General features: G+C 37.0%; 5 protein-coding genes and 2 tRNA genes. 2 read left to right on the top strand and 5 right to left on the bottom strand.

The annotated features are described in order from the left end of the window. Positions 1-258 (top strand): hypothetical protein (locus tag ABY905_RS12380; RefSeq protein WP_372644342.1); only part of this gene is annotated, 258 nt, incomplete at its 5' end. Between the two features lie 296 nt (positions 259-554). On the opposite strand, the gene ABY905_RS12375 is transcribed toward ABY905_RS12380, so the two are convergent. The 3 genes from ABY905_RS12375 to ABY905_RS12365 form a co-directional block, all read right to left on the bottom strand. Next, positions 555-1,718, bottom strand: a complete 1,164-nt coding sequence (locus tag ABY905_RS12375; protein ID WP_372644340.1) for a tyrosine-type recombinase/integrase — start codon at positions 1,716-1,718, stop codon at positions 555-557. Positions 1,719-1,903: 185 nt separating this feature from the next. Next, positions 1,904-1,978, bottom strand: a tRNA-Arg gene (locus ABY905_RS12370). A gap of 34 nt (positions 1,979-2,012) precedes the next feature. Further along, a tRNA-Arg gene (locus ABY905_RS12365) sits at positions 2,013-2,087 on the bottom strand. 189 nt (positions 2,088-2,276) lie between these two features. Here ABY905_RS12365 and ABY905_RS12360 point away from each other — a divergent pair. After that, entirely contained in the window at positions 2,277-3,497 is a 1,221-nt protein-coding gene (locus ABY905_RS12360) for an MFS transporter (protein ID WP_372644339.1), read from the top strand. A 105-nt stretch (positions 3,498-3,602) separates the two neighbouring features. On the opposite strand, the gene yidC is transcribed toward ABY905_RS12360, so the two are convergent. Beyond that, on the bottom strand, positions 3,603-5,462 hold the full coding sequence (yidC, locus tag ABY905_RS12355; RefSeq protein WP_372644337.1) for a membrane protein insertase YidC: 1,860 nt from the start codon (positions 5,460-5,462) through the stop codon (positions 3,603-3,605). A 115-nt stretch (positions 5,463-5,577) separates the two neighbouring features. Continuing rightward, a partial coding sequence (locus tag ABY905_RS12350) for a CTP synthase (protein WP_372644335.1) occupies positions 5,578-6,678 on the bottom strand: 1,101 nt, incomplete at its 5' end.

Here is a 6,678-nt window from a genome sequence, read left to right as displayed (position 1 = left end):
GCAATCCAGTCAACACTGGGTATGATTGCAACTAGTTTCATTTCTAGTAAAGATAAAGGCTTATCGGGGGTTGAAAGCGGGTTTAATATTCAGGAAAGGCAGATTATTGAGGCAATTAGAAGAATGCAACCAGATGCACAAGGGTATTTGGTACAAATGCTTTATGTCCTTTTTGCTAAGCCTCATGAGGAACAAATGCAAATATTTACCTCTTTACAGGCTTTTATGGCAAATACTGAGGTGGAAGAAGATATTTAGATTCTCGAAATCCAGTTTTCTGTTTAAATATTTTTTTTGCAGATAGCTTTAAATGTAGAAATCCCGTAACCCAATAAAGGTTACGGGATTTTTATAAAAAAGGTATAGCTTGCAGAATGAGAAAAACAAGGGTGCAGATATGTTTACAATTAATTAGAATTAATTGGATATGCTTTGTAAGGCTTTTATTCCCAATACGTGTTGATAATTGGGATAAACTTTCTTCAAAGGAAAAGCTTAATAAGTCATGAATTAAATAATCTCGTTAAGAGCTTTAAAAACCTAGTTTTTGTTTCTTAATCTTGTTCCGTCATTTTTTGTCTGAGCAAATTCATATCGCTCATCATTTTCTCATCAACAACCTTGGCATATATTTGGGTTGTCTTCAGGTCAGAATGCCCTAGCATTTTACTTACGGTTTCAATTGGCACATTATTACTCAAGGTAATTGTGGTTGCAAAGGTATGTCGAGCCATGTGAAAGGTTAAATTTTCTTCTATCTCGCAGAGTGTTGCAATCTCCTTCAAGTATTCATTTGTCTTTTGGTTAGTCTTTACGGGTAGTAATCGCTTGCCAAGTTCGTAAGAGTTAAGAATCTCAATTGCTTGGGGAAGGAGTGGTACTTTGTATTCGCTTGATGTTTTCTCACGTTCGCGCCATATCCAACGGTCGCCATTATCATCGGTGTATAGATCTTTGGTGCGTAATGTGGCAATATCAGCGTAGGCTAAGCCTGTGTATATCGAAAACATAAAAACATCTCTAATCTCAGATAAGCGACTTGTAGCAAATTCTTTTTCCTTCAGTTTTTTAATTTGTGCTTTGTCGAGGAAACGACGCTTTGCAGTCTTGGGTGCTTTGGGTTTGAATTTTAGATAGGGATTATTCTGTACAGGAAAGAAATCTTTCTTGATTGCAATATTTAAGAATTGCTTGATGGTGCTGTGGTACTTAAATACGGTTGCATCTGCTAATCCTTGTCTTCTTAACCAATTGTCAAGTTTCTCAATATTGGTGTAATCGATATCGTGAAAGCTTTGGAATAACCCAAATGTCTTAAGGGTTTCGAGTTTAGATTTAATGGCTCGGTATGTGCTGTATTTCTTTGTAGCATCTTGGTCGAGTTCATTTTCGCAAAACTCTATAAACTCCATATCTACGTCACCCGATAGGTAATTATCTATATGGGCAAAACCGAAATTCTTTTTTTCTTCAGCTACCTTTATTTCAAAATCTTCAAGTCCTGAGATTAAATCTCGTAATTGTTTATTTAGTCGGATTTGATTAGGGTGGTTCTTGATTTGCCTTTTTGATTCATCCCATTGTTTCGGGATCAGGTAAATACCAGTAGAGAAGAATCGCTGTTTTTTTTGCAAATAAACTTGAAGCTGAAGAAGTGCTTTGCCTTCTTTGTTCAATTTCCCTTTACGATTATAGACAATTTTATAGCTCGCTTTCATATATGGGTATTGTTGGGTATTAAAACGGGTACTAAAGTGGGTATTGTGCTCGGTACTACACGGGTACTGCAAATGTGTTAAAAGAAACGTTTTCTTTGTGTATCAGAAATTCGATACAACACCTAAAGATAGTAGGTTTGGCGGGGGTATGCAACAAAAAAGACGACACTTTTGTGTCGTCTTTGTGATCCAGCCAGGGCTCGAACCTGGGACCTATAGCTTAGAAGGCTATTGCTCTAATCCAACTGAGCTACTGGACCATCCTATAAATGTATTGTTGCAAAAAAAATAAAGTGATCCAGCCAGGGCTCGAACCTGGGACCTATAGCTTAGAAGGCTATTGCTCTAATCCAACTGAGCTACTGGACCATTTTTCCTTAATTGCGATGCAAATATAGGGATTAATTATTGTCTCACACAACTTATTTTGTCCTTTTTTCTCAGGGTTTACAGTAAGTCTAAGCTAAATCTCTAACTGTCAGAATATCTATTTTCATATTTTTCTTTATTTTTTTTCAAATACATGTCTGTTTTCGACCTTCCCTTTATTAAATTCGCATGCTTCGAGCTTTTTCGAATGCAAAAGATAAAATAAAAGGACCTATGGCCAGGAGCTATTCTTCTAATATCCCCAAACTCTATATTATCAAGTTGGCAAAATGGTTCATGCTAACCATGCCTATCATTGTCCTATTTTATCAGGAAAATGGATTGAGTATGCAGAATGTTTTAACTCTAAAAGCTTTTTATTCTGTTGCTGTTGTTATCATGGAAATTCCATCGGGTTACTTTGCTGACATATGGGGGAGGAAGAAGACTTTAATTTTAGGGAGTGTATTAGGCTGTTTGGGTTTTGTTGTTTACAGTTTCAGTTCCGATTTTTATGGCTTTTTGATTGCAGAGCTCGTTTTGGGTATAGGGTCCAGTTTTATTTCAGGAGCCGATTCTGCATTACTTTACGATAGTTTATTGCAGGATAAAAAGGAGGGAACTTATTTGAAGCAGGAGAGTCGAATGATGTCGGTGGGTAATTTTGCTGAGGCTCTTGCAGGAATCGCAGGAGGGAGTCTTGCTCTAATCAGTTTACGAACGCCCTTTATATTCCAAATTTTTATCGCTTTTATGGCTGTACCTTCTTCTATGATGTTAATGGAGGTAGAAAGAAGTGATCTTAAGCCAAAGGGTGGCTTTATACACATTCTAAAGGTCGTTCGATATGCTTTGTGGGAAAACCTTCAGTTGAGGTTAAATATTCTCTACTCGTCTATTTTTGGCTGTGCTACACTTGCCCTTGCTTGGTTTGTACAACCCTATTTAAAGCAGTTTGATATGGATGTGAGCCGAATTGGTGTGATCTGGACTCTTTTGAATTTGACGGTTGGTTTTACGGCCTTATTTGCACATCGAATTGAGAGCAGTTTGGGTAAAGTTGGGACATCATTGTTGATTGTCATCGGACTTTCCTCTGGTTTTATTTTATCCGGGGTCATGACCACACAATTGGGTATTGTGTGCCTCTTCTATTTTTATATCATCAGGGGGATTGCTACGCCCATTCTCAAGGATTATATCAATAGAATTACAACATCGGATATGCGTGCTACTGTACTTTCATTACGTAACTTTATTATCCGTATCCTATTTGCCATTATCGCACCCTTCTTAGGATGGTATAGCGACCATTTCAGCATTGGTGAAGCCTTAATCTTTGCAGGAAGTATTATATTCCTATTGGGAGGTACGACGCTTTTCTTTATTCATAAAACTGAAAGGAAATAAGTATCTGAAATGAATAATTATTTGGATGTCTATTCTTAAATAAAATAATAGGCATAAAAAAAGAGTCTCAATTGAGACTCTTTTTTTATGCCTATTAAGCAAGTGTTATTTTTTAGCGTTGAAACCTTTTTTCTTTGCAGCATCTTCTAATCGCTGTTGGAATTTTGATTTCTTAACGGGCTTTTTCTTCGATGCTTCAAGCATAGCCAACACCTTATTGTCATCAACCATCCATTTACGAATAGCCCAAGTTTGAACAATTGTAAATAGGGTTGCAATAAAGTAGTAGTATGATAAACCTGATGCGTAGTTATTGAACCATACAAGGAACATCACTGGCATTAAATACATCATAGCCTGCATACCTGGCATTTGCTGGTTACCAGCTGTCATCTGACCATTCATTTTAGTGTAAACCAAGTTAGTCACTGCCATCAAAATACAGAATAAAGAGATATGGTCACCATACATTGGAATATGCCAAGGTAAGGTTACAATAGCGTCATAAGATGATAAGTCAGATGCCCAAAGGAAACTTTTCTGACGAAGCTCAATGGATGCAGGGAAAAATCGGAATAAAGCAATCAAAATAGGGAACTGAACCACCATTGGTAAACAACCACCCATCGGGTTGACCCCCGCTTTTTTATACAAAGCCATGGTCGCTTGCTGGCGCTCCATTGATTTGTCTTTGGGGATTTTCTCGTTTATGGCATCAATCTGAGGCTTTAGAACTCTCATTTTTGCCGTTGATAAGTACGACTTATAGGTAAGAGGAGATAAAATCAATTTGATAATAATAGTCAGAATCAAAATAATTAGACCATAATTACCCATGTACTTTTCAAGGAAGTTGAAAATTTCAATCACGAAGTATTTATTGACCCAAGCAAAGATACCCCAGCCTAAATCAATTACTTCTTCTAGTTGGATATCCTTACCGTATTTGCGAAGCGTTTTGTAATGGTTTGGACCAAAATAGAACTGCATTGGATAGCTCTCTTTCACATCCCCACTATATGGAAGAGAAATCTCAGCAGAGAAGTTCTTCAATATAGGCGAATTCTCATCCATATCTACAGACTTCAGTTTTATGCCTTTGAAGTTGTCTTTTGCGATAAGAGCTGAAGTAAAGAATTGTTGCTTAAATGCAATCCATTTAACCTGAGTTGTAAGGTCTTCTTCATCCTCACCTCCAACATTTAAGTTCTCGACAGCATCGTCATCATCTCCATTAAATTTATAATAAAGAGCCGAGTACATGTTCTCATTCTTACGACCTTTTTCTTTACCGTAAATATCGGCTTGCCAGGTGAATGTTAGGTTGCTTTGGTTACGAGCAATAATATTGTTTAGACCAATAACTTTGATATCAAAGTCAAGCATATAGCTATCTGGAGCTAAGGTGTAGACGTATTCAAGGTATTGATCGTCATTAGCCTTAAGCTTCATGTTTAAAGTCTTCTGCTGTGAGCTCGCATCAATGTTCTCAAATCCAGCATCAGATGTAAAGAATAAATCTTGAGTGTCAATCGGCTTGTTATCTGCATAGAAATTCATGCCAAAACGATTTTTATCACCTTCCCAAAGGATTAATGGTAATGAATCGTGAGTTTGGTAATCTTTAAGCTGAACCGAATAAATACGCCCACCTTTAGTACTTACCTTAATCTTAACAAGTTTGTTCTCAAGAGTGATAAATTCTTCTTTTTGAGCAGCCGCTGATGAAAATACACCAAAGGTTTCTTGCAGATGTGTCGGATCTTTTTGCTTTTCTGCCTCGATGGCTTTCATAGCAGTAAATCTCTCAGTCTCTAATTGCTGATCACGTGCTTGTTCAACTCTGGCAATAGAGTCGTGGGTTTTGATTGCCTTTAATTCTTCAGCCGATGGTTTGGTTAGGTAAGTATACCCAATCAAAATGGCCCCAATAATGACTAATCCCCAAATTGAATTTTTATCCATTTATTCGTTTCTGTTTAGATAGACTATGTGAGAGCAGTTTGTTTTAAAAACTGCTCTACTAAAATTGCATCATGCAAAATTGAATTTCACAATCTATCTTATTGATAATTTTATATTATTTGTCACTGTTCGCTACCTTCACAAACTCAACAAAAAGTGGGTGAGGGTTTAAAACGGTACTCTTATATTCTGGATGGAACTGAACACCAACAAACCATTTATGATTTTCAATCTCAACAACTTCAACTAGACCAGTTTCAGGGTTAAAACCTGTCGCTTTTAAGCCCGCAGCTTCAAACTGCTTAAGGTAGTCGTTATTGAACTCGTAACGATGACGGTGACGTTCCGAAATGTCTAATTTCTTATAAGCCTTAGCACAATTAGAACCTTCTTTCAACTCGCACTCATATGCACCCAAACGCATGGTTCCACCTTTTTCAGTCACATTCTTTTGTTCCTCCATCAGGTTGATTACAGGATTATGTGTCTGAGGGTTCATCTCCAATGAATCAGCATCGTCAAGTTTTAGTACATTTCGTGCATACTCAATAACTGAAACTTGCATACCCAAACAAATCCCCAAGAAAGGAACGTTGTTTTCACGTGCATATTTTACGGCAAGAATTTTACCTTCCATACCTCTGTGACCAAAGCCAGGAGCGACTAGAATACCTTTAAGGTCTTTAAGCTCGTTTTTATAGTTTGCATCTGTCAATTTTTCAGAGTGAATCCATTTCAAATTAACTCTACATTCATTAGTCGCACCAGCGTGAATAAAAGCTTCGGCAATTGATTTGTAAGCATCTTTAAGCTCTACATATTTACCAACTAATCCGATACTAACTTCTGACTTTGGATTCTTATGTCTTTTCAGAAACGTCGTCCATTCTTTAAGCTTTGGCTCACCTTCTGATGATAACCCTAGTTTTTCAAGAACGATAGCATCAAGTTTTTCTTCACGCATTTTCAATGGCACATCGTAGATCGTTTCCACATCGATAGATTGGATAACAGCTCTTGGATCAACATTACAGAATAAAGCTACTTTTCTTCTAATATCAGAAGAAAGTTCATGCTCAGTTCTTAATACCAATACATCTGGTTGAACACCAGTTTCCAAAAGTGACTTTACGGAGTGTTGAGTTGGTTTTGTTTTTAGTTCTCCTGATGCTGCTAAGTATGGAACAAGAGTTAAATGAATAACCAAAGCATCATT

Origin of the sequence: Ancylomarina sp., assembly GCF_041555295.1 — a bacterium.
Classification (GTDB): domain Bacteria; phylum Bacteroidota; class Bacteroidia; order Bacteroidales; family Marinifilaceae; genus Ancylomarina.
This window is presented reverse-complemented; position numbering and strand designations above follow the sequence as displayed.

Bases quoted from the DNA above. Each gene is read 5' to 3' on its own strand.
- ABY905_RS12375 (WP_372644340.1), bottom strand. From the start codon at position 1,718: ATGAAAGCGAGCTATAAAATTGTCTATAATCGTAAAGGGAAATTGAAC.
- ABY905_RS12360 (WP_372644339.1), top strand. From the start codon at position 2,277: ATGCTTCGAGCTTTTTCGAATGCAAAAGATAAAATAAAAGGACCTATG.
- yidC (WP_372644337.1), bottom strand. From the start codon at position 5,462: ATGGATAAAAATTCAATTTGGGGATTAGTCATTATTGGGGCCATTTTG.